Origin of the sequence: Mesotoga sp. B105.6.4 (genome assembly GCF_002896535.1) — a bacterium.
In the GTDB taxonomy this organism is placed as follows: domain Bacteria; phylum Thermotogota; class Thermotogae; order Petrotogales; family Kosmotogaceae; genus Mesotoga.
The window spans coordinates 20,286-44,043 of record NZ_JWIM01000015.1; the positions used below are offsets into that span (position 1 = coordinate 20,286).

Annotated in this window: 18 protein-coding genes; 11 read left to right on the forward strand and 7 right to left on the reverse strand. The window is 48.0% G+C overall.

Translation table 11 applies throughout. From position 1 onward, the window contains the following. Positions 1-998 precede the first annotated feature (998 nt). Positions 999-1,202, reverse strand: coding sequence for a hypothetical protein (locus RJ60_RS04810; protein ID WP_099829404.1), 204 nt, complete (start codon positions 1,200-1,202; stop codon positions 999-1,001). A 148-nt stretch (positions 1,203-1,350) separates the two neighbouring features. Between RJ60_RS04810 and RJ60_RS04815 the strand changes: the two genes are divergently transcribed. Further along, entirely contained in the window at positions 1,351-2,919 is a 1,569-nt protein-coding gene (locus RJ60_RS04815) for a hypothetical protein (protein ID WP_099829405.1), read from the forward strand. 21 nt (positions 2,920-2,940) lie between these two features. Then, complete coding sequence (locus RJ60_RS04820) at positions 2,941-3,612, forward strand: DUF6062 family protein (RefSeq protein ID WP_099829406.1); 672 nt, start codon at positions 2,941-2,943, stop codon at positions 3,610-3,612. Positions 3,613-4,533: 921 nt separating this feature from the next. Here the strand turns inward: RJ60_RS04820 and RJ60_RS15510 are convergent. Beyond that, on the reverse strand, positions 4,534-4,701 hold the full coding sequence (locus RJ60_RS15510) for a hypothetical protein (RefSeq protein ID WP_165775345.1): 168 nt from the start codon (positions 4,699-4,701) through the stop codon (positions 4,534-4,536). A 202-nt stretch (positions 4,702-4,903) separates the two neighbouring features. On the opposite strand from RJ60_RS15510, the gene RJ60_RS04830 reads away from it, so the two are divergent. The 6 genes from RJ60_RS04830 (at position 4,904) to pth (ending at position 10,950) form a co-directional block, all read left to right on the forward strand. Then, complete coding sequence (locus tag RJ60_RS04830; protein ID WP_099829408.1) at positions 4,904-6,091, forward strand: DUF438 domain-containing protein; 1,188 nt, start codon at positions 4,904-4,906, stop codon at positions 6,089-6,091. An 87-nt stretch (positions 6,092-6,178) separates the two neighbouring features. Beyond that, positions 6,179-7,306 (forward strand): aldo/keto reductase, encoded by a 1,128-nt coding sequence (locus RJ60_RS04835; protein WP_099829409.1) that lies wholly within the window; start codon positions 6,179-6,181, stop codon positions 7,304-7,306. Positions 7,307-7,422: 116 nt separating this feature from the next. Then, positions 7,423-8,772, forward strand: coding sequence for a bifunctional UDP-N-acetylglucosamine diphosphorylase/glucosamine-1-phosphate N-acetyltransferase GlmU (gene glmU / locus RJ60_RS04840; protein ID WP_103134170.1), 1,350 nt, complete (start codon positions 7,423-7,425; stop codon positions 8,770-8,772). Continuing rightward, the gene (locus RJ60_RS04845) at positions 8,772-9,719 is read left to right on the forward strand and encodes a ribose-phosphate pyrophosphokinase (protein ID WP_099829411.1); all 948 of its coding nucleotides are present in this window, start codon (positions 8,772-8,774) and stop codon (positions 9,717-9,719) included. Before glmU ends, RJ60_RS04845 begins: the two co-directional genes overlap by 1 nt. Positions 9,720-9,732: 13 nt before the next feature. Next, positions 9,733-10,377: a 50S ribosomal protein L25 gene (locus RJ60_RS04850; RefSeq protein ID WP_099829412.1), complete on the forward strand. Its 645-nt coding sequence runs from the start codon at positions 9,733-9,735 to the stop codon at positions 10,375-10,377. Positions 10,378-10,380: 3 nt separating this feature from the next. Continuing rightward, positions 10,381-10,950, forward strand: coding sequence for an aminoacyl-tRNA hydrolase (pth, locus tag RJ60_RS04855; RefSeq protein WP_099829413.1), 570 nt, complete (start codon positions 10,381-10,383; stop codon positions 10,948-10,950). Between the two features lie 1,862 nt (positions 10,951-12,812). On the opposite strand, the gene uvrB is transcribed toward pth, so the two are convergent. From uvrB to RJ60_RS04875, 4 genes are all read right to left on the reverse strand, one after another. Continuing rightward, positions 12,813-14,819, reverse strand: a complete 2,007-nt coding sequence (gene uvrB / locus RJ60_RS04860) for an excinuclease ABC subunit UvrB (RefSeq protein WP_099829414.1) — start codon at positions 14,817-14,819, stop codon at positions 12,813-12,815. 295 nt (positions 14,820-15,114) lie between these two features. After that, positions 15,115-15,708, reverse strand: coding sequence for a Holliday junction branch migration protein RuvA (ruvA, locus tag RJ60_RS04865; protein ID WP_099829415.1), 594 nt, complete (start codon positions 15,706-15,708; stop codon positions 15,115-15,117). Beyond that, positions 15,692-17,011, reverse strand: coding sequence for a folylpolyglutamate synthase/dihydrofolate synthase family protein (locus RJ60_RS04870; RefSeq protein WP_099829416.1), 1,320 nt, complete (start codon positions 17,009-17,011; stop codon positions 15,692-15,694). Before RJ60_RS04870 ends, ruvA begins: the two co-directional genes overlap by 17 nt. Then, positions 17,008-19,611, reverse strand: coding sequence for a valine--tRNA ligase (locus RJ60_RS04875; protein ID WP_099829417.1), 2,604 nt, complete (start codon positions 19,609-19,611; stop codon positions 17,008-17,010). Before RJ60_RS04875 ends, RJ60_RS04870 begins: the two co-directional genes overlap by 4 nt. Positions 19,612-19,739: 128 nt before the next feature. On the opposite strand from RJ60_RS04875, the gene RJ60_RS04880 reads away from it, so the two are divergent. The 3 genes from RJ60_RS04880 (at position 19,740) to RJ60_RS16490 (ending at position 20,869) form a co-directional block, all read left to right on the forward strand. Further along, entirely contained in the window at positions 19,740-20,051 is a 312-nt protein-coding gene (locus RJ60_RS04880; protein ID WP_099829418.1) for an MGMT family protein, read from the forward strand. A 361-nt stretch (positions 20,052-20,412) separates the two neighbouring features. Next, positions 20,413-20,610 carry a hypothetical protein gene (locus RJ60_RS04885; RefSeq protein ID WP_099829420.1) on the forward strand — a complete coding sequence of 66 codons (198 nt, stop codon included), beginning with the start codon at positions 20,413-20,415 and terminating at the stop codon, positions 20,608-20,610. Then, positions 20,603-20,869, forward strand: coding sequence for a type II toxin-antitoxin system RelE/ParE family toxin (locus tag RJ60_RS16490; protein ID WP_099829421.1), 267 nt, complete (start codon positions 20,603-20,605; stop codon positions 20,867-20,869). Before RJ60_RS04885 ends, RJ60_RS16490 begins: the two co-directional genes overlap by 8 nt. 1,479 nt (positions 20,870-22,348) lie before the next feature. Here the strand turns inward: RJ60_RS16490 and RJ60_RS04905 are convergent. Further along, the gene (locus tag RJ60_RS04905) at positions 22,349-23,599 is read right to left on the reverse strand and encodes a hypothetical protein (protein ID WP_258006183.1); all 1,251 of its coding nucleotides are present in this window, start codon (positions 23,597-23,599) and stop codon (positions 22,349-22,351) included. Positions 23,600-23,758 lie beyond the last annotated feature (159 nt).

Here is a 23,758-nt window from a genome sequence, read left to right on the forward strand (position 1 = left end):
GTCATCCCGTGATGCCTTTGCACGGGATCTCGCCCTGAAGATCCGCTATACGCTTAAGAAGAAGGCCCCGCTGAGCGCTGCTCAAAACAACGTTGTCCGTCAACGGTCCACCGTCCACCGGGAAGAGCGTTTCAAGAGACTTATAGAGTTTCTTGGCTTTTGCTCTACAACACGCAACTTGTCACTTGTAACTGTTTCAAAGATCGAGAATGACGACTGGCTACTCCCTCTACCCTCATTCTATACTCTCTCTACTTTCTCTCTTATGACAATACACGAGGATGACGTGAGAGGCTGTCATTCGAGAGCCTACACTTACGAGCCTGCGCTGGAATCCACTCACTTTCTCATCCCGTAGTGGTTCTGTACTGGATCTAATCTCGACTGTCTTGAGCTGCGTACGATGCGGCGTCGTACGATGTAAGAGGTTTGAGGCTTGAGGTCAGAAAGGCAAGATCTAATTGCACTTCTTACCTCTTACCTCTTGCCTCTTACGTCTTTTTCTTTTTTGCAATCTCGATCTTGCGAATTAGTGCACACCCTCCGCCACTACGTGGCCCTCCTTTCTCAAGGGAGGATTTAAGATATAGATTTTCAAGAGGCTAACACAGCACGTATTGTCAAGGGAGAAGAAGCATCACATGATTTCTCATAAACGCCGCGACTTATCGGTATGATGAATGTAGCAAGGGAGGACTTAGGATCAGGATATCAGCTTACAAACACAGCATTCGTGCAAGAGAGAAGAACCTGCATGTGAGTGACGCTAAAGAGCTGATTAAAATCTACTGATTAGTTTCCTCGGGCGGAAACCTGAGATCAAGATCATCGGGAGTTACATACAGAATTTGCGAAAACATAAGAGCTATCATATGATTGCCGATCTGCTCTCCTGCACATGAACAATGATAAGTAGCATGTAGAGAAGTCAAGTGTGGCCAAAGGTAGTTTCCTTCAACTCACCATGTCGAAGTATAACTTGTATGTGGTAGTCCGACTTACCTGCTCAATCTATCTTCAACACTGCCATCAGGCAGCACAAAATCGGTTGAATAACTAAAGATCTCATCTAGCTGAAACCGCGCACACTCTCTCCAGTTTCTCTCGCAATACATTCTTATCCATTCCCCGTCAATCTTTCCTTCCTCATAAGCTCTAACAACGGGGCACTCGTAATAGTTGCTACAACTTTCTCCTTCCACGAAAGCACCACCTTCCTTTGATCGATAAATATGTTACCACAATTGGGGAATATTGCAATGGCTATTGGTTGCACTTGACGGCTTTTATAATATTCTGTGCATCCGTTATACAATACTTAATGTAAGAAGTAATTTCGGGGGTGATCTAATGAAGAAGAAGTGGATTTTGGTGCTTGTTATGTCTCTAATCATAGTCTTCACTCTCTCCGGGTGTATCTTTCGCCGCTACTCGGTGGTCGTGAGCTGCACACCTTTGATTGAGAGGATTGAAGTCGGAAACAGAGAGAGAGAACTTCCTCATAGTTTTTCGGCCAGAAATGGACAAGTTGTCTCTGTTAAGGCTCCACTAGTTCCGGGCTACGATTTTGAGGGCTGGCTTGTCAACAATGAATTGATGGAAGCAGCACAGATCGAGATCAGTATCGAAGGCAATACGATAATCAAGGCGATCTACAGTCCGAGGCTTGTTCACGAGATTACTTATGGCGGAACCGGAGTGGAACAGGGAATGGGACTCGTTGTAGAGAGTTCGACAGAGATTGTGATTGGCGTTACTTCAAGTTCAACCCAGAGTAATCTGATACTTGGAAACAACGGAAAGAGCGATTTCTGGGTTCCTTCTCTAGAGTATCTGTCTAGCTCTTACGTCATAGAGCCTCAACTCTGTTATGGAGGAAGCGACGAGGAATTCCTTTCAGATGCAGTTAGAATTACGGGCGGTTACGTGGCTGTAGGCTGGACGGAATCAGATGATATTGAATACACTGGAAGCGGCTATCCGTATCATGGCGGTATAGACGGTTACGTAGTAATGATGAAAAACGACGGTTCGTTGAGGTGGCAGACTTACATTGGCGGTAGTGAAGACGATACAATTCATTCCGTGAACACCACTATAGGTGAGAAACTGTTTTTGACGGGTATGACCACTTCCTCTGACTCCAATTTTTCAGGAAGTGGATATCATGGAGGCAAGGATGGCTGGGTCGCGGTTATGAGCTCTTCCGGCGCGCTGATTGCCGATCTGATCAAAGCCTTTGGTGGCACTCAGGATGACGAGCTGCTTTATGGAATGCAGACCAAAGATGGCGGTTACATCGTGTGCGGATACTCGAAATCCTCTGACGGTGATCTTAAGACATTAAGCAGATCTACCGGAGAAGATCTGTGGATCATTAAGCTGGATCCGCAGCTGAATATCATCTGGCAGAAGCTTCTTGGGGGTCAGAACGATGAACGTGCAAACTCAGTGAAAGAGGTAAGCGACGGCTATGTTGTTGCCGGTTTCACCGAATCTTCCGGCGGAGTCATCAGAGACCAAAAAGGCGGCAGAGATCTATGGGTACTGAAGTTCTCGTTCGATGGTGAGCTTGAATGGAGCAGAACTTACGGAGGCAGCGATGATGATGAAGGATTCGACATTATTCAGACTGCCGATGGCGGATACGCTGTCTGCGGCTATACAGATTCTTCCGACGGAGACATAATGCATGAGAATAGAGGAATGCGTGATGTTTGGATCGTGAAGCTCGGAACCGACGGCTACCTAGAGTGGGAAGCCACTTTTGGGGGATCAAAGAACGACACCGCAGCAAAGATAAGAGAAACGGAGAAGCGCGAGCTGATTGTTATTGGAACGACTTCCTCTTCCGATCGAGATATCAAGCGCCAGATCCAGGGTCCTTCAGATGCCTGGCTATTGAGACTCGGTAGATAAGAAGAATCGTCAGGTGATGGCTTGAGGGCTGACAACGTACTTGAAAGCGAGGTAGTCACTCTTCTTGAGCAAGGTGACAACTGTCCTGTATGTCGCTCCATGGAGAAGTCGGTAGACGGGTGGGTGATAGGGGCCTTTTCGAATCTTCTTCATAATGAAAGCGCTCGAAAACAATTAAGAGAGAACGGGTTATGTAGAGAACACCTAAAAAGAATAGTTGAACTGGCAAGAGAGAAATCCGATGTCGGCTCTCTTGCCGTTTCGATTATCTTTCGGGAGCTTCTTGTTGAGCAGCTCCTGTGGCTGGAGGACAGCAAGGGATCGATTTTGAAGAAAAGAAGAAAACCTGTGGATGGAAGCTGCGTACTATGTTCTGTTGCCGCCCAGAGTGAAAAGATATACCTTTCCGCTTTCTGCAAGTTTCTTGACAGAGATGAAGTTCGTAGGTCGTACGAAGAGTCGTCAGCGGTTTTCTGTCTTGGCCACTCTAAGCATCTTGTGGAGAAGGTCTCGCGACAGACGAGAGAATGGCTGATTACTGTTCAGAAAAACAAGTATGGCGAGGTTGCGAAAGAGATAGACGACTTCGTTTCGAAGCACGACTATAGAAATGAATCACCCATTGGACCGGAACGTAATGCATGGGTAAAAGCCTCTAGAATAATAGGAGAGAAGCACTCTACTGAACAATGAATCAAACCACTTTGGCAGTCAACGGTTCACAGGCCTAGGAGAAGGACCGAGAAGACCCTTTGAGTTTGAGATGAAGCTTGGCGCTAAGAGCCGTTATTGGTGATACGTGGTTGGTAGTTGGCCAAGAACAAAGAGCTAAAGTTCCTATCAAGTAAAGAATAGCAAAATCCGGTTTGTCAAAACCAACTCAGTTTGTCGGCCTGACAATTTCCTGGTAACGGTATGCCATGCTCTGGCAATATGACCTTGACCAAGAACGAAGAACAGATCCTCGCTCCCAAGAACAGATCTTTCCTCTTGGACGGTCAACGGATTACGGCTCTACCCTGCGTACAGCCTTCAGCGGTTTTTGTGACCAGCAAAAACTGAGATCGACTCCTGCTCTTTCGCTTCATCCTGGGGCGCAAGCGCCAGCATCGCTTCCGCCGGTGATCTTTCGGCGCATCACTTCCCCGGACGTTCCTACGGGCATCACTTCCTCGCGCCAGCGAGCATCACTTCCTGGCGAAGCCAGCCTTGCGTCCGCCGATGCTCTTCGGCGCCTTGCGTCTAATTTCAGCAGTGACTGACTTTTCACTCGCCTTTTCGTGAGCGAAGCGAACCTCTCGACAAAGCTCCTTCTCGATTGGTCTTATCGGTGAACGGATCCTCTTGGACAGCCAACGGATTACGGCTCTACCCTGCGTACAGCCTTCAGCGGATCTTTGTGACCAGCAAAAACTGAGATCGACTCCTGCTCTTTCGCTTCATGCTGGGGCGCAAGCGCCAGCATCGCTTCCGCCGGTGATCTTTCGGCGCATCACTTCCCCGGACGTTCCTACGGGCATCACTTCCTCGCGCCAGCGAGCGTCACTTCCTGGCGAAGCCAGCCTTGCGTCCGCCGATGTTCTTTCGACGCCTTGCGTCTAATTTCAGCAGTGACTAACTTTTCACTCGCCTTCTCGTGAGCGCAGCGACCGTCTCTATCAGCTCTTTATCGATGCTTCTTATTGGTCTCGCAAGGCAGAAACTGGTCTGTGCGAACAGACAGGCTTCAAAATCGCCTCCTGCCGAAGGCAGCCTTGCGTCCCCGGATGCTCCTCCGGGCATCACTTCCTCGCGCCAGCGAGCATCACTTCCTGGCGAAGCCAGCCTTGCGTCCGCCGATGCTCTTCGGCGCCTTGCGTCTAATTTCAGCAGTGTCTTTTGAGAGGTTCTTCATGGAGCTTTGTAATCGTGGTATGTAACATATGTTACTGATGAAATCCGTTTCAGAGGATACGATGTATTTATAAGACATGGAGGTGAAGAAGTGAGCGAGCTCTTTAACAAAGAAGAATTCCTGAAAGGATTGATAAAGAGACTGCACGAAAATCCGGATAACATCGAGAGCATAAGGGGAGATTTCATGAAAGTTGTGAGGGAATTAACCCCCTTCGAAATCGCACAGGTAGAGCAGAAGCTCGTAGAAGAGGGGATGCCGCCCGAAAGTATACAGCTTATGTGCAACGTTCATCTCGACGTATTTAAGGAGGCGTTGGACGAAGACGATATCAATGTTGAGCCCTGGCATCCTCTCCACATTCTGATAGAAGAGCATAGAGACATCCTTAACAAGTCTAAGGCGCTGCGGGATGTCGCGTCCAAGATCGGCAGAGGGAAGTATGGAGAAGAAGAGGTCAAGCGACTATCTTCGCTGATTGATTATTTTGAACTTGTTGAATCGTATTTCTCTAAAGAAGAGAATGTCCTTTTCCCGTATCTTGAAAGACACGGCCTCGTTCAACCACCTGCGATAATGTGGAAGGAACACGATGAAGTGAGAGAACTGAGGAGGAAATTAGGAAATGCAATCAGGAATCTGAAGGATGTGCAAAGCAATACAAACGAATTGGCAATAGGTATTGCAGAGATCTTTTCAAACCATATCTATAAGGAACACAAGATACTCTTCCCCTCTTCGCTCAAACTGCTTTCCGAGAAAGAGTGGGAGGAAGTCAGAACTCAGTTCGACGAGATTGGATACTTCGCTTTCGAGCCAATGCCTTTTACTCCATCGGCGGTCGAACCTGAAGAGCAGAGTGTCGAAGGCCTTGTGAACCTGGGAAGCGGTTTCTTGAAAGTCGACCAGCTCAGGATACTTCTTAACAACCTTCCATTCGACATTACTTACGTTGACGAAGACGATGTAGTTCGATATTTCAGCGAAGGAAAGGAAAGAATATTCACAAGGACGAGAGCGATAATCGGCAGAAAGGTTCAGAACTGCCATCCTCAGAAGAGTGCCCATATTGTTGAGAAGATTCTTTCTGACTTCAAGAGTGGAACAAGAGACGTTGCTCAATTCTGGCTTAACCTCGAACCTAAAATGGTTCATATAAGATACTTTGCGTTGAGAGACAACGACGGGAAGTACGCGGGTACGCTCGAGGTCACTCAGGAGATATCTGAAATCAGGGCACTTGAAGGCGAGAAGAGGATCTACGATCCTCTGGACTAGCAAAGGCGAAATTCGAAAACCAGGCGCAGATATTGTAGAATAGAGTGTACCTACAGTAATCTTCAATTTTCTTTCGGAGGTAACGCGATGATTCGCAGAGAGATTGGAAATACGGGAGAGAAAGTATCTGCCCTGGGATTCGGTTGTATGAGACTCCCAACGCTCGACGAGCAGTCTATAGATGTTGAGGAAGCTACGAGAATGCTTAGGTTCGCTGTCGACAATGGTGTTGATTATGTCGACACCGCCTGGGGATATCATAATGGCCAGAGCGAACCCTTTGTCGGACAAGCTCTTCAAAATGGCTACAGAGAGAAGGTTAATCTTGCAACCAAACTTCCGAGTTGGTTGATCAAGAGCAGGGAAGACATGGACTACTATCTCAATGAACAGTTGAAGCGTTTGAGAACTGACGTGATCGACTTCTACCTAATACATTCCCTAAACAAGAGATTCTGGAAGAATCTCACCGAACACGATATCTTCGATTTCATGGATTCCTCCCTTTCCAGCGGAAGAATCAAACATATCGGGTTCTCTTTTCACGACACTATAGATGTTTTCAAGGAGATCATCGATTCCTACGATTGGGAGTTTTGTCAGATTCAGTACAACTTCCTGGATACAGAGCATCAGGCGGGCTTTGAAGGCCTGAAATATGCGGCCGGTAAGGGGATAGGAATCGTTGTTATGGAACCTCTTCGTGGAGGGAAGCTCGCATCAAATGTACGGGAGGATATCCTTTCAATTTGGCGGTCTACAGGGATTGAGAGATCGCCTGCCGCCTGGGCGCTTAGATGGGTCTGGAATGATCCTGCCGTTGGTGTTGTGCTCAGCGGGATGTCGAACATGGATCAGGTTAAGGAGAATATCGCAACGGCCAGAGAGGCTCTTCCCGATTCCTTGTCTGCTTCAGAACTTGCTATCGTCGAAAGGGTCAGCGAAGAATACAAAAAGAGTATAAGAGTGAACTGTACCGGCTGCAATTATTGCATGCCATGCCCTAACGGTGTGGCGATTCCAAGTTGTCTGGAGTTCTTCAATGATGCATACATGTTTGACAGCATCGAGGACCACAAGAATGCCTATTTGAGATTAATCAAGGAAGAGAGTAGAGCCTCGAACTGCATCGAGTGTGGACGTTGCGAAGAGCTCTGTCCTCAGGGAATTCCGATAATCGAGAGTCTCAAGGAAGTTGCTGCGCTCTTCGAATAGAGTTTCCGTTAGAAAAGCCATCTGTTTCTTATAGAGCTGCTATTTTCCTTACGGGTGCTATATAATTGTGCCGTATTCATACATCCAATAGAGACCTCTCGGGGAGGTAGTTGTTTATGACTGGAATAGTACTTGCTGCTGGTCAGGGAAAGAGAATGAAGTCAAGACTTCCAAAAGTTATTCACAGGATCATCGATAGACCTATGATCAATTGGGTTGCCGCTTCCCTGAGAAGGGCAGGCGTAGACAGGATAGTTGTCGTAACGGGTTTTGAAGCGGATAGAGTAGAAGCTGTCCTCGATGAAGATGTTCTCTCTGTCAGGCAGATCCCTCAGCTCGGCACCGGGCATGCGGTTATGACGGCGGCCGAATACCTCGATGACGAAGAGGTCGTCGTTTTAGCTGGAGACGAACCTTTGGTGAGAGTTTCCACTCTGGAAAAGCTAATTTTGACTAGAAGAAATGGTGATTATGATGTTGTCTTTCTCACTATGAAACCTGCAGATCCCACCGGCTATGGAAGAGTCGTGAAAACCGGAGACAAGATCAGAATAGTTGAACACAGGGACGCCGATCAAGAGACGAGAAAGATAGATGAAGTGAACACGGCAATTTACGCGTTTAAGGGAAGCTTTCTCAGAGATGCAGTTAAAAGATTGTCTAATGACAATGATCAGAAGGAGTACTATCTTACCGATACGGTGGCGATGGCTGAAAGGGCAGATACTATCGTTGTAGAAGATACGGATGAAGTTCTTGGCGTAAACGACAGAATTCAGTTGGCCGAAATAACCAGAATAGCTAAGAAAAGAATAAACGAAGAACACATGAGAAACGGAGTGACGATGGTTGATCCGGAGACGTGTTATATTGGTCCGGACGTTGAAATCGGTATTGACTCGGTAATTGAGCCTATGGTCTTCATAACCGGAAAGACCCGTATCGGCGATAACTGCTTGATAGGTCCGATGACAAGAATTGAGAATGCGATCGTTGAAGACGACGTAGAGATAATTCGCTCCGAAGTAGACTCCGCAGAGATCCGTTCTGGAGCTAGAGTCGGTCCCTTTTCAAGGTTGAGGCCGGGAGCCGTTGTGATGAACAATGCTCATGTAGGTAATTACGTCGAGCTCAAGAAGACGGTTCTCGGGAAAGGGTCGAAGGCCCAGCATTTGACCTATCTAGGCGACACGAATGTAGGAGAGAATGTCAATATTGGCGCAGGTACGATCACCTGTAACTATGACGGAAAGAACAAGTATAAGACGGAGATTTGTAACGGCGCCTTCATAGGCAGCAACACATCTCTGGTCGCCCCGGTGAAGATAGGCGAACGCTCTGTAACCGCTGCCGGCTCAGCTATTACTGAAGATGTTCCACCTGACTCGCTTGCGTTCGGCAGAGCCAGACAAGTCGTGAAAGAAGGAAGATATCCAAAAAATAGAGGGCAGGAGGAGAAAAACTGATGCCGTACCAGACGAACGAGATGAAGGTTTTCGCCGGTTCTGCGAGTCTTCCGCTAGCCGAAAAAATCGCGAAACACCTTGGAGTCAGGCTTGGAGATTGCAGAACAAAGAGGTTCTCCGACGGGGAGATTAATCTGAAGATCGATGAGACGGTTAGAGGTCATGACATCTTCATTATCCAGTCAACCAGTAGTCCGGCCAACGAGAACCTTATGGAACTCCTTATTATGATCGATGCTTTTAGACGTGCTTCGGCCCATTCAATTGCCGCTGTGATTCCTTACTATGGTTACGCACGACAGGACAGAAAGGCGAGGGGCCGAGACCCGATAACAGCAAAACTTGTCGCGAATCTTCTCACAACGTCTGGGGCGGGAAGACTGATAACTATAGACTTGCATGCAGAGCAGATACAGGGTTTTTTCGATATTCCCGTGGACAATCTCTGGTCATTTCCTGCATTTCTGAAGTTCTTCAGTGAAGGTGCGTTTAATAGAGACGAAATGGCAGTGATCTCGCCTGATATCGGCGGAGTCAAACGTGCCAGCAAGTTCGCTGCGAAACTTGGCGTTCCTATGGCGATTCTCGACAAGAGAAGACCGAGGGACAATGAGGCCGAAATGGTTCACATAATCGGCGATGTCGAGGGAAAGACAGCAATAATCTTTGATGATATAATTGACACCGGTCGTTCACTGGTAGAGGCAGCCAAGATGCTAAAATCCAACGGTGCGGGCAAGATATATGCTTGTGCGACTCACGGAGTTTTCTCCGGCGATGCGAAGAACATAATTGCAGACTCGGAGATCGAGAAGGTCTTCATCACAGATACGATATTCCACGACGATCTTCCCGAAAACATATTGATGCTGTCGATTGCACCGCTTCTGGCAGAAGCGTTGACCCGAGTCAGAAAGAATCTGTCGGTGAGTATTTTGTTCAGATAGAGGAGGGAAACAAATGCACGAAATTAATCTCGTTGCTGAACCCCGCAACGGTGAAGTGAAAGCAAAGAACCTGCTTATTGAGGGCAAGATTCCTGGAGTGATTTACGGGGCAGAAATGGAGACTATTTCCATTAGCCTGGATAAGGTTGAGGTTTTGAGAATCATGAAAAGAGTAGCGGAGACATCTTCGATCGTTCTTACTCTGGATGGAAAGGAATACCATGCCTTCCTGAAGGGAGTGCAGAGAGACAAGGTTACTGACTCGGTTATTCATCTCGACTTCTTTGTTCCTTCCAGCGGTCATAAGATGGAGCTCCGTATTCCGATCAGGTTGGTAGGCACACCGATGGGAGTAGAAAAGGGAGGAATAGTTGATCATATCGTCAACGAGCTTCCGGTTTCCGTTCTTCCGAAAGATATCGTGGAAGAGATTGTCGTTGATGTGAGTTCATTAGACGTTGGTCATGTTCTAAGAGTAAAGGATCTGGACATCCCTGAGGGAATAAAGCCCTTGCTTGACGACGAAGATGCAATTATGCTGATAGCGCTTCCAAGAGTTGCAAAGGAAGTTGAAGAAGAGGAAGCAGAAGAGCTTGAGGAAGGCGTTGAGCCCGAAGTAATCAACAAGGGAAAGAAAGAAGAGGGAAAAGAGGAATAAAGAGTGTTTCTCTTTGTTGGACTGGGAAATCCTGGCCCACGTTATGCGCTCACGAGACATAACGTGGGTTTTCTATTCGTTGATCAAATGATCAAACAAGGGCTTAGAAAGACTATTCAGAAGAGACTCTACGATGCTTATCTTCTTGAGGGGCAGACGAAGGTATATGTAGCGAAACCTCTCACCTTCATGAACCTAAGCGGTGTCGCTGTAAGATTACTCATGAAGGATATCAACTTCAGCGAAGGCGACGCGTTGACTCTTGTGTATGACGATGTGTGGATTCCTCTTGGAAGAATAAGAATTAGAGAGAACGGCTCAGATGGCGGCCACAACGGCGTGAAGTCTGTCATTTCGGAAATTGGGACAAAGGAATTCCCGAGAATCAGAATCGGTGTTGGGCCGCTTCCGGAACATGGAGACATGGTCGACTATGTTCTCGGGAAATTCAGCGATGAAGAGTACGCCAAAGCCAGCAAGGCTGTAGATCTTGCGGTTTCTGCTGCGAAAGACTTGATCGCTGGCGACATACGAAAAGCAATGTCGTACTACAATGGCTTGGAAGCTACTTGACATTAGCAGACACATCATAACCCACATCATCTTTTCTTGAGTTCGATCATCTCATTCCTTAGTTCCAGAATCAGTCATCATTACCAAATTGACTCGATTTAATGCACGTCTGCGTACTTGATCTTTAGTCCCCGCTTGGGCATCGAGGAGTATGCTCTTGCGAGAATAGACACTGACCGGTTCCGTATGAACCGCTGAACGCCTTGAGGAAACGTCCTCCGTAAGCCGTCCAAGAGCGAGGATCCGTTCACCGATAAGACCAATGGAGAAAGAGCATTGTCGAGAGGTTCGCTGCGCTCACGAGAAGGCGAGAGAAAAGTTAGTAACTGCTGAAATTAGACGCAAGGCGCCGAGGAACACCGGCGGACGCAAGGCTGGCTTCGCCAGGTCGCAATGCCCGGAGAAGCATCCGGGGACGCAATGCTGCCTTCGGCAGGAGGGGAGGCCGACTTCGTCGGGAAGTGAGGCTCGCTGGCGCGAGGAAGTGATGCTGGAAAAATCATCCCAGGAAGTGATGCCGCTTTCAGCGGGAGGATTCAGAAGCCAGTGTTTGCTTTGCAGAGGTAAGTTCCGCTTCGTGGGCTAAGAGCCGCTGTATGCTGGAGAGAACCGCTGTACGCCAGAAGTTCGCTGTACGCTTAAGAACAAGGACCCGATGAACGCTCTAAAACATGGTTCGCCGTTGACCGTTCATCATGAACCCGTTCACCGATAAGACCAATGGAGAAAGAGCATTGTCGAGAGGTTCGCTGCGCTCACGAGAAGGCGAGAACTCTCTCCTCTGTCCCTTTCTCTCTCTTCAACTCGTACCTTCCCGCTCTTACTAACCAAGAACAAAGCTCCTAGCTCCGGAACGAGGAACTTGGGCGCAACGCGCCGGAACCGATCTTCCGATACTATCGGAGAACGGCGAACCGATAACGGATAACCGTTTCTTATTCAACTCGCAACTTGTCTCTTGCAACTGTTTCAAAGATCGAGATCCTGGCCTGAACATTGCCAGGATGACGTGAAGTAAGAAAAGACTGTCATCCCCTAGATCCCGCCCTGAAGATCCGCTATACGCTTAAGAACAAGGACCCGATGAGCGCTGGAAAGAACCGCTTGTAAAAAAACGCTGATCGCTGTGGAGAACCGTCCTTCGTGACTCGTCCCAGATCATGGACCCGTCCTTCGCTGAGACCCAAGCCCAGATCCTTAACAGGAGCACTTCAGGATGACGTGAAGGACTGTCATCCCGATATGAAACTGATCGGGATCTCGAATGTAAGAACCGCTGCACGCTTAAGAACGAGAACCCGCTGAGCGCTGATGAACACTACGTTTAAGGTCAACGGTCCGCCGTCCACCGAGAAGAGCTTTTCAAGAGACTTATAGAGTTTATGACTTTTGCTCTACAAGTCGCTACTTGTACTTGAATTGTTTCAAAGAACGAATAGCCTTCCCTGGAATCCACTCACTTTCTCATCCCGTAGTGGTTCTGTTCGGGATCTAATCTCGACCGTCTTGAGCTGCGTCGTCGTCTTCTTACCTCTTACCTCTTGCCTCTTACGTCTTTTTTTTGCGATCTCGATCTTGCGAATTAGTGCACACCCTCCGCCACTTCGTGGCCCTCCTCCTTCAAGGAGGAAATTATACCTAGATAATCAGGATTTAGCTACAGCGTATTTGCTCAAGGGAGAAGAAGCGTCATATGATCTCTTATTATCACCCTGATTTATCGGTAAAGATAAATGTAGCAGGGGAGGATTTAAGATCAGATTCATCAAGAGCCAAACACAGCGTATCTTTCTTGGGAGAAGGAATATCATATCACTTCTCATCAACTCGCTAACTTAAGGGCATGATGAGTTAGAACATGGTCAGATCCTCTGCTTGTTTTTCTTCAGGCTGTGCATCTCATCTCTCAATATGGCTGCGTCTTCAAACCTGAGCTCTCCAGCGGCCCTAATCATCTCCTCGTTCAGAAGAGCGACGTAATCATCGTAATCAAGAGACTCCTTTAGAGCCAGAACACCCTCCAGATAAGTTGCCCTTGCCTTTTCTTCTCTCTCTTTATTCAGATCCTCACCGGCGAACTCTTCAAAGATGTTTTTATAGAGGGGTTTCACTATGCTTTCGGGAGTGATGTTATTCTCTTTGTTGTACACAAGCTGCTTGAGTCTTCTTCTGTTTGTTTCATCTATCGCCCTCTTCATTGAACCGGTGATCGTATCGGCATAAAGAATTACCTGACCGTTCACATTCCTCGCCGCTCTTCCGATGGTCTGAATCAGAGTTGTCTCGGAACGGAGGAAGCCTTCCTTATCTGCATCCATTATCGCGACCAGGGAGACTTCGGGAAGATCGAGTCCTTCCCTCAACAGGTTGACACCTACCACGACCTCTACTGTGCCATCTCGAAGCTTTCTTAAGACCTCGACCCGCTCAATCGCGTCAAGCTCGGAGTGAAGATACTCCGCTCTTATACCGACTTCATTGAGATAGTCTGAAAGCATTTCGGCAGCCTTCTTAGTCAGAACCGTGACCAGAGCTCGTTCACTTCTCTTCTTGACGGTTCTCATCCTCTCGATAAAGTCATCTACCTGACTCTCGGTTGGATGCACAATGACTTCGGGATCTATTAGTCCCGTCGGCCTGATAACCTGATCGACGACTCTGGTAGAGTGTTCGGCCTCGAAATTACCCGGCGTCGCAGAGACAAAGATTATCTGTCCTACAGTCTTGAGGAACTCCTCGAACCTTAGAGGTCTGTTGTCGAAGGCCGCAGGTAATCTGAAGCCGTAGTCGACAAGGTTCTTCTTTCTTGAATAGTCTCCCCTGTACATTGCTCCAAGCTGGGGGACCCCGATATGCGACTCGTCTATGAATGTTATGAACTTCTCCTTATCAAAGTAGTCGAGCAGAGTGTACGGTTTCTCTCCCGGATGACGGCCGTCGAAGAAGCGGGAGTAGTTTTCTATTCCAGAGCAGTATCCAACACTTGAAAGCATCTCCATGTCGTAAGTGGTTCGCTGTCGAAGCCTTTGCGACTCTAGATACTTTCCCTCTCTTTCGAGATGTTTCACTCTCTCCTCAAGCTCTTCTTCTATGTTTCGCATCGCGCCGAGAATCTTCTCCTGAGTCGTGACGAATTCCTTGGCAGGGTAGATGGTGACCATATCCAGCTCTTCGATTGTCTTTCTGTTTATAGGATCGAATGACACGATTCTCTCAATTTCATCATCGAAGAAGTACAACCGAATTCCGTGATCCTCATAAGGAGGAAAGACTTCAAATATCTCTCCCTTCACGTGAAATACGCCCCCTGCAGAGATATCCTCCGAACGGTTATACTGAATGCCTGCGAGCTTCAGGGCAAGCTCCCTTCTGTTGACCGTCTCTCCGCGCTCCAGATGAATGTTCATACTGGCGAAATCTCTCGGATCTCCGCTTGCATAGATCGCAGAAACACTTGCGAGTACGACTGTATCGTTCCTCGTCAGGACGGATTTCAGAGCGGAAATCCTCATCCTCTCCAGTGTTTCGTTTATCTGAGCTTCCTTTTCGATATACAGATCCTTCGATGGAATGTACGATTCAGGCATGTAATAATCGTAGTAACTTATGAAGAGCTCTACTTTATTCTTCGGAAAGAAGGTCTTGAACTCTCTGTATAGCTGTGCCACAAGGGTCTTGTTAGGCGAAATCACTATGGCCGGTCTCTGAAGTGCGGTTATTACGTTCGCCATGGTGAAAGTCTTTCCCGAACCCGTTACCCCTAGAAGGGTCTGGAATCTATCTCCACTCTCAAGTCCTTCGATCAACTTCTCTATAGCCTGCGGTTGGTCTCCCTGAGGATTGTAAGAAGAATCAAGTTCGAAGAGCACCAGATCAACTCCTTTCGATGCTAACTGGTAAACAATTCTACACCATGCGAAGAACAGTTTTCAATGGCCCGCTCTTCTTCGCGTGCATCGATAGAAACAGTCTCACTTACTGGAAACTCTTTCGGGAGAGTAGAGAGGTTAGCAGGAGAAGGTTATTCGTCAAAATGAAGGCCGCGGTTCATTTGAATGATAGGTTTCGTTCGGGTTTCTCTCGATCTTGCAGAACCGCCGGAAGGTGAGCACTAACTCTCTACCCTCTTTCACGGAAGAGTGTTCGAATCTTATGCCGTTTGTTCTACTTACGCATCTCCTTTAGAGCGCCTTTGATCAACTCATGCATGTCGACGTCGGGGCTGTTTCTGAGAATCTTGACGACCGTTCTTCTGGCCTGAGACTCATCGAAACCGAGAGAGGCGAGCGCAACTATGGCCTCTTCGCCTACAGATCGCCGTACATCGGGCATCGTTTCTTCGCTTTCAACGAAAGACGAGTCTATCAAAGATGAAAGCTCCACGATCATTCGCTCTGCAGTCTTCTTCCCGATTCCCGGCAGCGAAGAAAGCTCGGCAACGTTCTTTGAAGAGATTATCTGCTTTATTCTTGAAGGAGAGGCAGACGAGAGAATTTTCATAGCCGATTTCGGACCGATCTTGCTCGCTTTGAGCAAGATGTTGAACAATTCCTCCTCTTCCCTGTCCAAGAATCCATAGAGTTCCGGGGGTCTGTCCTGCGAGTAAGAGACATACGTTAGGAAGAAGAATTCTCTGTCGCCGGAGAGTTTGGCGATTGTGTTAGGCGTGCAATTCAGCCTGAAGAAAAGCCCTCCAACCTTTACGACAACTTCAGACTCTCTAATCTCTCTTACTAGCCCTTCAATGCCTTCCAGCATATTCCTTCACTCCAGTCAATATGTTTCTCGTCTCGCTGACCAGATACAGCGACCCGCAGACAAGAATCTTCTCGGAAGTCTGCAGCACTGTCTCCAAAGCGGCTTCATGAGAATCGACAAAACTAACTTGATCACAGTACCTCCTCCAGGTATTGGCGACTTCTTCCGGATGGAGACTCCTGTGATTCGGAACTCTGCAGACCACTACCCTGTCTGTTATCGATGAAAGCGTTCTTATGTTGCTTTCGTAGTCCTTGTCGTCGAGGCTGCCGAAAAGCAGAGTGAGCTTCTCGCCGGCAAAATACCGTTCGACTGTCTTTCTCAGAATCCTCGAGGCATCGGGATTGTGCGCGCCGTCAAGAATCACTGTCTTTGAGAGCACGGAAAAGACCTCAAATCTTCCGGGCCAAATAACGTTCTTCAAAGCCTTTCTCAAGCGGTTTTCATCTACTGATTTGCCAACCCTATCGAAGGCTGTTTCAACTGTTTTTAGCGCCACTGCTGCATTTGCTACTTGATGCTCGCCGTTGAGGTTGGTGATGAGATCGTAATACACATTCGTTCCTTCATAGTCGAAAACATTGCTGTCTAGCTTGTATTCTCTGCCGTATGCGTTGAAGTCCTTCCCTATGAAGAAAGTCGGAGAACCCATGCTCTTAGCAGTTTCAGAGACAACCCTTCTGATGGCAGGTCTTGTGATTCCCGAAACCACCGGGCTGTTCACCTTGATTATTCCGCACTTCTCTACGGCTATCTTCTCTTCGGAATCGCCGAGAATACCTGTATGATCAAGTCCAATACTTGTTATCACCGAGACTAGAGAAGAGCTGATTACGTTGCTCGCATCGAACCTGCCTCCAAGACCAACTTCAAGAACGACAATATCGCAAGCCAGTTCCTTGAAATACAGGAAGCTCATCGCGGTGACCACCTCAAAGAAGCTTGGAGCATACTCTTCGCCCTTCTCATCCATCTTCTTCAGCGCAGTCTCCATCGACTCCAGGATTCTGCAGACAGCGTCCTCCGAAATGTACTCTCCATCAACCTGGATTCGTTCCCTGAACGTCGTTATGTGAGGCGAGATATTCAGCCCGGCCTTCAAACCGTGAGAAGTGAACAGGGTTCTTACTATAGAAGCTACGCTGCCTTTCCCGTTTGTACCCGTTATATGGACAATAGGGTAGGATTCCTGTGGGTTGCCAAGACGCTCCAGAAGCTCTCTAATCCGGAAGAGACCGTACTTTATCTTTCCATATGGTCTTGAGTTGTAAAGATAGTGGATGGCCTCGGAGTAAGTCTTCATTTCAGGTCTTCAATAATCTTCTCGATCCTGCGGATGTTGTCCTGACTAATGATCAGCCTTTCCTTATTCTCGTTTACTACCTCTTCAGGGGCGTTGTCGACGAAGCTCTTATTCTCGAGTTTCGACTTAGTTCTGGCAAGGTCGCTTCTTTCCTTCTCCAGCTTCCCTTCCAATCTTTCAATTTCAGCAATCGTGTCGATCTCGCCCAGCACTACATACAGAGTGTTTCCTGAATCTCCCCAGGCAGATACGCTTCCCGATGCCTTTTCGCTCCTGGCAATCAGTTCACCCGAATTCGAAAGATTTGAGACGAGTTTGAGAATCTCGGTGTCAATTCTCTCTCCGAGATAATAGACGTCTGTACGTGAAGAGGGAGGTATATTCATTTCTGCCTTCACGTTTCTGATTCCCCTTACCATTTCCATGATCTTTGAGAATTCATTTTCGGAAGAAACATCGAAATCGGATTCATCAAATTCCGGCCATTCGGAGGCGATCAAAAGACCTTTCGAATCGGGCAGTCTCTGCCAGAGTTCTTCCGTGATATACGGCATAAAGGGATGAAGCATTCTCAACGATGAGTCAAGGATTCTTACAAGTACATTCTGCGCTATCGTTCTGTCTCTTCCGCCGCCGTTCAGTCTTGGCTTTATACTCTCTATATACCAGTCACAAAACTCGTTCCAGAAGAAGGAGTAGATCGTCTTTGCCGCGCTGGGGAAGTCATAAGAGTCAATGGACTCTTCCACAGTCTTGACGGATCTTGCCAATCGGGAAAGGATCCACCTATCCTCAATTGCCAGCTTTTCTTTGCGCAGATCGATCTCTTCGAAGCCTTCCATGTTCAGCAGTGCAAATCTGGCTGCATTCCAGATCTTGTTTGCGAATTTCTTGTAAGTGTCAAAGAACTTGACGTCAAGTTTTATGTCGTGATTTTGCGCAGCTAGAATGGCCAATGTGAAGCGCATAGCGTCTGTTCCGTGTTCCTTGATGACATCCAGAGGGTCTATGCCGTTTCCGAGAGACTTCGACATCTTCCTGCCGTTCTTGTCTCTTATCAGCCTGGTTATGTAAACGTGATCGAACGGTCTGTCCCCAATGAAATGGTATCCGGCCATTATCATTCGGGCTACCCAGAAAAAGATGATATCGAAGGCCGTGACCAGTACACTTGTAGGATAGAAAGTCTCTAGATCGGGTGTCGTTTCCGGCCATCCAAGGGTAGTGAAGGGCCATAACTGCGAGGAGAACCATGTGTCAAGAACGTCTTCGTCCTGTCTCAGTTTCCTGGAGCCGCACTTCGGACAAACCGAAGGATCGTTTTCTTCGACAATGACTTCGTTACAGTCATCGCAGTACCATACAGGTACCCTGTGACCCCACCATAGCTGGCGAGAAATGCACCAATCGCGAATCTCCCGCATCCAGTTAAGATATACTTTCTTCCAAGTCTCAGGGAAGAAGACGACTTCACCATTCTCTACGGTAGCGATCGCTCTTTCCGCGAGCGGACCAACCTTGACGTACCATTGATCGGAAAGGGACGGCTCAACAACCGTGTCGCAGCGATAACACCTGCCCACCGCATGAACCATAGGCTCTACCTTGATTAGAAACCCCTGTTCCTCGAGGTCCTTGACTACTTGCTTCCTCGCTTCGTATCTATCTAGACCGCGATACTTCCCCCCGTTCTCGTTAATCTTCGCATCTTTGTCTATGACTTCGATTACCTCCAGACCATGTCTCAACCCTATCTGAAAATCGTTGGGATCATGGGCGGGCGTGACCTTCAGAGCACCTGTGCCAAAGGACGGATCGACATACCTATCCTGAATGATCGGTATCTCCCTTTCCATAAGCGGCAGTATTACAGTCTTACCCGTTAGATCGGAATACCTTTCATCGGAGGGATAGACGGCAACCGCGGTATCGGCGAGCATCGTCTCAGGTCTGGTTGTTGCAATTACTACGAACTCTTCTCCACCCTTGATCGGGTATTTTATATGGTAAAAGGCTCCCTTTTCGTCTTCATGCTCTACTTCCTCATCTGAAAGAACCGTGGAACACCTCGGGCACCAGTTAACAATGTACTTGCCTCTATAGATAAGCCCTTCCTTGTAGAGATCGACGAAGGCCTTTCTCACCGCTTCGCTTAGCCCGTCGTCCATAGTGAATCTCTCTCTTGACCAGTCCACCGAACAACCCATAGCTTCAATCTGCTCGCGAATCCGCTGCCTGTATTCCTTTGCCCAGTCCCATGTTGTTTCAAGGAACTTCTCTCGCCCCATCTCTTTGCGGTTCGTGCCCTTCTTGGCGAGATCCTTCTCAACTGCGTTTTGGGTCGCTATGCCGGCGTGGTCCTCGCCAGGGACCCATAACGCTCTGAATCCTTTCATGCGCTTGAAGCGAATTATGAAATCTTGAATTACTAGATTTAGTGCGTGGCCCATATGGAGAGGCGCAGTAATATTAGGAGGCGGGATCATTATTGTGAATGGTTCACCCGTGCCTCTCGGTTCGAAGTAACCGCCTTCTTTCCAGCGAGAATACCACTTCTTCTCAAGCTCGGAAGGACTGTACCTGGTGCTCAGTTCCTCCATTTTGACTACCTCCTCGTGGTGCCGTCGGCATTTAAATCGAATTATAGCACGAAGTAAAAGGCGGTAATGGGAGATGCCGTTAATATGTAGATCAGCTCCTCATATAGTACAATTCACTCGGTGAGAATATGGATGATGAAAACACTTCAACCTATAAGAAAATCTACTCGATGGTTCGACAAATCCCACGTGGGAAAGTCGCAACTTACGGTCAGATAGCATCTCTTGTTGGCGGTTGTTCCGCAAGGATGGTGGGGTACGCCATGGCCGGTATCTCCGATGCGACCATACCCTGGCAGAGAGTAATCAATGCACGAGGAAGAATAAGCATTAGAGACCCAAATGGCTATTCGCTTCAAAAGGCGATTCTCGAAAGAGAGGGAGTTGTCTTCGACGAAAGCGATACAATCGATCTCGAGGTCTTCGGTTGGCAACCCTAGTGTACATTGCTAAGACCCGCTTGCTAAACAACGATGATCACTGCTCAAAACAACGTTGTCCGTCAACGGTCCAGAGAGAGGCCGCTGTACGCTTAAAAGCGGTGAACCCGCTGAGCGCTGTGGAGAACCGTCCTTCGTGACTCGTCCCAGATCATGGACCCGTCCTTGGGCTTGGGTTGGGAAGAGCTTGAGGTCAGAGGCAAGAGGTCGGAAGAGCGAAGAGATATTGATCTTCTTACCTCTAGCCTCATTCCCCTTACCTCTGATCCGCCTCGTCCCTCTGACCCCCAAAGGTTGGACGCGAAGTGTCGCAACAAGGAAGCGCTTCTCAAAATGCTATAATTCCATATGAGGTGATTTAATGAAAGAACCCCGCATGATTGTCAATGAAGATGGGAAACCAGTTAGCGTGATTCTTAGTATTTCTACATATAAGAAGATTCTCGATGAGTTGGAAGAATTGGAAGAGATTCGAGCATACGACAAAGCTAAGAAGTCAACCGACAAGATTCTTCCGTTTGAAGAAGCTCTAGACAAATTCAAGCGTGAAGATGTCTGACTCATACAAACTTCTTATTCTCAGCAAAGCCGCAAGAGAGCTTCAGTCACTTCGAGAGCCGAACTATAGCAGAATCAAGCAAAGGATATTGTTGCTCGCGTCGAATCCGCGTCCAAGAGGTTCTAGTAAGTTGACCGGAAGAGAGGGATGGCGGATAAGAGCTGGTGACTATCGGATTATCTATGAGATTAGTGATCAAGATAAGTCAGTTACTATTCTGCATATCGGCCATCGTAGAAATGTATACAAGAATCTTTGAGACATATTCTTGATGTTGTAATCAGATAGAAGGAACACCATCTTCTCAAAAGTCGACTTCTGATTGCGCTCCTGAGCTTAAGAATAAAGAACCGCTCTTCCAAGAACGGGGCCGTGCTCTTCTCGGAGAACAGTGGACCGATAACGGATAACCGTTTCTTTTTCAACCTGCATCTTGTCACTTGCAACTGTTTGCGTTTTTCGCACCCAAAAAGAACGAGATCCTGGCCTGAACATTGCCAGGATGACCTGAAGCAAGAAAAGACAGTCATCCCGTGATGCCTTTGCACGGGATCTCGCCCTGAAGATCCGTTATACGCCAGAAGTTCCGCTGAACGCTTAAGAGCAAGGACCCGCTGAACGCTGACGAAGACAACGTTGTCCGTCAACGGTCCACCGTCCACCGATAAGAGAGCAGCTCTACGCTGGAAGAGCGGTCCTCCGTCAGCCGTCCAAGAACAAGTACCCGTTCACTGATAAGACCGTCGAGAAAGAGCACTGTCGAGACGTTCGCTGCGCTCACGAGAAGACGAGAAGCGGTGCCCTTCGACCCGTCAACCTGTAATGCTTTTGCACGGGATCTCGCCCTGAAGATCCGTTATACGCTTAAGAACAAGGACCCGCTGAACGCTGACGAAGACAACGTTGTCCGTCAACGGTCCGCCGTCCTCCGACCAAGAAGAGCATTTCAAGAGACTTATAGAGTTTATTGGCTCTTGTTCTTATAACTCACAACTTGCATCTTGGAACTTGCAACTGTTTCAAAGATCGAGATCCTGGCCTGAACATTGCCAGGATGACCTGAAGCAAGAAAAGACAGTCATCCCGTGATGCACCTGCACGGGATCTTGCCCTTAAGATCCGCTGAACGCTTAAAAACGGTGAACCCGCTGATCGCTGGAAGTTCCGCTGTACGCTTAAAAGCGGAGAACCCGCTGTACGCTGGCGAAGACAACGTTGTCCGTCCACGGTCCGCCGTCTACCGAGAAGAGCGTTTCAAGAGACTTAGAGAGTTTCTTAACTCTTGTTCTTATAACTCACAACTTGCATCTTGGAACTTGCAACTCTCGGTCTTGGAGAATGGAGAACCGATAACGGATAACCGTTCCTGCGACTCACAACTTGCATCTTGGAACTTGCAACTGATGCGATTCTCGGAGGACGGTGGATCGTTAATGGTTGACCGTTGTCCAAGTCGCACACAAGCAGAGAGATCAATGAATTTTCTGATGAAAGAACATGCCACTGCATAACCATCTGAGTTGCTCCATGTCTTCACCGATACCTTAATGAATCTGAAAACCTCTTCATCCAAGTTATCAGTTCATTAGGAGGGCGAACAGCCGTTCGCCCCTACAAGCGGCTCTTCGATCTTTGCCAGCGGGTCCATGCTCTACCCAGCGTCCAGCCCTCAGCGGCTCTTTTGCCCGGCGCAGCCGGAACTGGCCTCGCCGAAGGCAGCAATCCGCAGAAACTTCTATCACTCGCCAACTACATGAATCGTGAGTGTGTGGACCTTTTCGATCGTCTTTTCGCCAAATTCGCCGAAGAATCTGAAGGGAATCTCATAGTCGCCCACTTCTTGTGGAGTCCAGCGGAAGATGCAGTGATCGTGCTTGTCGAGGAGAGTGCCTGCTTCTGACTGAAGCTCGACTCCGTTCGTCGATCTCCAGATCCATGCGTGATCGGAGAAGGACCATTTGTCATATCCCACAAATCGCCACTCTGCGATCAGTGCATTTACCCTAAACTCAATCAATTCACCAACAGGAGATGTGATTTCCGGCACGGGAATGGTTCTCGAGAACTGCTCAAATGAGTTTAAGTAAAACAAGTCTTCCCATAATGGAACGATGTTTCTTCCTGCACTTTCGTAGGCCTTTTCAACTAAGCCGACGCATGAATAGATATCTCGTTTTGTGAGGGGAAGATTCAAGTAGCCAGACCAGGCGAGGCCTACAGACCACATTGCCCCATGGTAGGCCTCCTCAAATATGTATCTGGATATTTGTCTCCGTTCGAGCGGGGTTATATCTCCGGAGTATCTCATCGCCCCTGTAAAACCGGAAGACCAGTATTTAAGCCATCGCGATTCGTACGTGTCGTAGTTGAAGAGATTCACATAAGAGTGGTTTTCAATATCGTTGGGGAAGACAAAGACACCCTCCTCGACGAGATTGTATCCGTGTGTCAAAAACGGGTAGGATTCTCCAAATGTCTTTCCGTCGTTTTGACCCAGACCTTCATCTGTCATTGCCGTGGCATAGTCGACACCGAGATATACTGCCGAGTGTGAAGGGATCCAGTTTGGTCCGATATGATAGAGTAGATCGCCTTCGAGCAGGTACTTTCCGGGCAGATGTTGTGCTGTGTAGAGGGCATCTGCCTTTGATATCAACAGGCAGTACGGCAGTTTTGTGAATCGAACGAACGTGGAGAAGGAATCTATGCTGCACTGTACCTGAAACTCCTCTCCTACTGGGGCGAAGGAAGTCGCGCTCAGGAGCGGCTGCATCATCAAGATCTGATCATCGTGCAGGTCGAATTCGTCGTGAGAAAGTTCGAATACCGGCCCGGGAATTGAGCCGCTGCTTTCGTGGAAGACAACCAGGATCGTTCGTTCCGATACGCTCTGCACTTCGTATACGATGGTTTCCTTCTCACTGACTCCATTGAAGAATACTGTCACTCCTCTGGAGACGATGAAGGAGTTGTCGCCAGGATGCAGCAACAAAACCTTATGCCCAGGCTTGGTGGGAATCAGCCTGGTACATCCCACTGTGAACAAGATACACAAAGCGACTAAAAGAACCAATCTCCGAATTTGGATACTCATCATTAAGTTTACCATCTCAGAAAGGAAAGACAGATAACACCTATGGTAAATTAT

Excerpts from the sequence above, each read along its gene's own strand:
- RJ60_RS04815 (WP_099829405.1), top strand. The coding sequence starts at position 1,351 with ATGAAGAAGAAGTGGATTTTGGTGCTTGTTATGTCTCTAATCATAGTC.
- RJ60_RS15510 (WP_165775345.1), bottom strand. The coding sequence starts at position 4,701 with ATGCCCGGAGGAGCATCCGGGGACGCAAGGCTGCCTTCGGCAGGAGGC.
- RJ60_RS04835 (WP_099829409.1), top strand. The coding sequence starts at position 6,179 with ATGATTCGCAGAGAGATTGGAAATACGGGAGAGAAAGTATCTGCCCTG.
- glmU (WP_103134170.1), top strand. The coding sequence starts at position 7,423 with ATGACTGGAATAGTACTTGCTGCTGGTCAGGGAAAGAGAATGAAGTCA.
- RJ60_RS04845 (WP_099829411.1), top strand. The coding sequence starts at position 8,772 with ATGCCGTACCAGACGAACGAGATGAAGGTTTTCGCCGGTTCTGCGAGT.
- RJ60_RS04850 (WP_099829412.1), top strand. The coding sequence starts at position 9,733 with ATGCACGAAATTAATCTCGTTGCTGAACCCCGCAACGGTGAAGTGAAA.
- ruvA (WP_099829415.1), bottom strand. The coding sequence starts at position 15,708 with ATGCTGGAAGGCATTGAAGGGCTAGTAAGAGAGATTAGAGAGTCTGAA.
- RJ60_RS04870 (WP_099829416.1), bottom strand. The coding sequence starts at position 17,011 with ATGAAGACTTACTCCGAGGCCATCCACTATCTTTACAACTCAAGACCA.
- RJ60_RS04875 (WP_099829417.1), bottom strand. The coding sequence starts at position 19,611 with ATGGAGGAACTGAGCACCAGGTACAGTCCTTCCGAGCTTGAGAAGAAG.
- RJ60_RS04880 (WP_099829418.1), top strand. The coding sequence starts at position 19,740 with ATGGATGATGAAAACACTTCAACCTATAAGAAAATCTACTCGATGGTT.
- RJ60_RS04885 (WP_099829420.1), top strand. The coding sequence starts at position 20,413 with ATGAAAGAACCCCGCATGATTGTCAATGAAGATGGGAAACCAGTTAGC.
- RJ60_RS16490 (WP_099829421.1), top strand. The coding sequence starts at position 20,603 with ATGTCTGACTCATACAAACTTCTTATTCTCAGCAAAGCCGCAAGAGAG.